General features: G+C 61.6%; 1 protein-coding gene. It reads left to right on the forward strand.

The window, feature by feature from the left end; genetic code table 11:
• Window positions 1-62 precede the first annotated feature (62 nt).
• A complete protein-coding gene (locus U4Z64_RS37220; RefSeq protein ID WP_321793972.1) occupies window positions 63-1,331 on the forward strand; it encodes an IS256-like element ISBcen18 family transposase in 1,269 nt (422 codons plus the stop codon).
• Window positions 1,332-1,374: the final 43 nt, after the last annotated feature.

Below are 1,374 nucleotides of genomic sequence, written 5' to 3' on the forward strand. Positions count from 1 at the left end.
GGACCTATCCGTCATTTCGTGGGCGAGGCATATCATGAGGTGTAAAAGTCATGGATATGTCGATGAAGAAGAAAAGACAAACCGTCGCGCGTCAGGCAGCGGCACGCGGACCGCTGCCTGAGCTGCCCAAGGAACTGCTGGACCAACTGGTCAAGGGGCCGATGACGCCGACCGAGGTTCAGGATCTGATGCTGGCGTTCAACAAAGCGATCATCGAACGGGCGATGGGCGCCGAGATGAATCTGCATCTGGGCTACCCGTCGGGCCAGTCCAAGCCGGCCGGACAAGCCAACGAGCGCAACGGCGCCAGCGGCAAGACGGTCATCACGGATCGCGGTCCGGTTCGGGTCGAAGTCCCCCGCGATCGCGACGGCAGCTTCGAGCCGATCCTGATTCCCAAGCACGAGCGCCGCTTCACCGGCTTCGACGAACGCATCATTGCGATGTACGCGCGTGGCATGAGCGTGCGCGAGATTCAAGGGTTTCTGGCCGAGCAATACGGCACCGAAGTGTCGCCCGACTTCATCAGTTCGGTCACCGACGAGGTGATGGCCGAAGCGCTGAGCTGGCAGAGCCGCCCACTCGAGGCGATGTATCCGGTGGTGTTCTTCGACGCGCTGCGGGTCAAGATCCGCGACGACGGCGTGGTCAGCAACAAGGCCGTCTATCTGGCCTTGGGCATCCAGGCCGACGGCCAGCGCGACGTGCTGGGCCTCTGGATCGAGCAGACCGAGGGCGCCAAGTTCTGGCTCAAGGTGTTCAACGAACTGAAGACGCGCGGCTGCCAGGACATCCTGATCGCCGTGGTCGATGGCCTGAAGGGGCTGACCGAGGCCATCAGCGCGGCTTATCCGCGGACCACCGTTCAGACCTGCATCGTGCATCTGATCCGCAACAGCCTCGAATACGCCAGCTACAAGGACCGTAAGGTGCTCGCCGCAGCGCTGCGCCCGATCTACGCGGCTTCCAGCGAAGAGGCGGCACGGCAGGCGTTGCAAGACTTCGCCGATGGTCCTTGGGGCGTGAAGTACCCGACGATCGTGCAGTCGTGGCAACGCGCGTGGGAGCACGTCGTGCCGTTCTACGTGTTTCCGCCGGAGATTCGACGGGTCGTTTATACGACAAACGCCATCGAGAGCTTGAACATGCAGTTGCGCAAGATCATCAAGACCCGTGGTCACTTCCCCAATGACGAGGCGGCCATCAAGCTGCTCTGGCTGGCGCTGCGCAACGTACTGGCCAAGACCGTGAGGTCCGCGTTCGACTGGAAATCAGCGATGAACCAGTTTGCTATCCTGTTCGGAGAGCGATTTATGCAGGCGCGTGGATAACGCGTTGTTCAACCGCCTCGCCCACAAAAATGCGGACAGGTTC

Source organism: Burkholderia sp. BCC1996, assembly GCF_905339955.1.
Classification (GTDB): Bacteria; Pseudomonadota; Gammaproteobacteria; order Burkholderiales; family Burkholderiaceae; genus Burkholderia.

What these genes read in the sequence shown, in the direction of transcription:
- U4Z64_RS37220 (WP_321793972.1), top strand. Translation starts at nt 63, where the DNA reads ATGAAGAAGAAAAGACAAACCGTCGCGCGTCAGGCAGCGGCACGCGGA.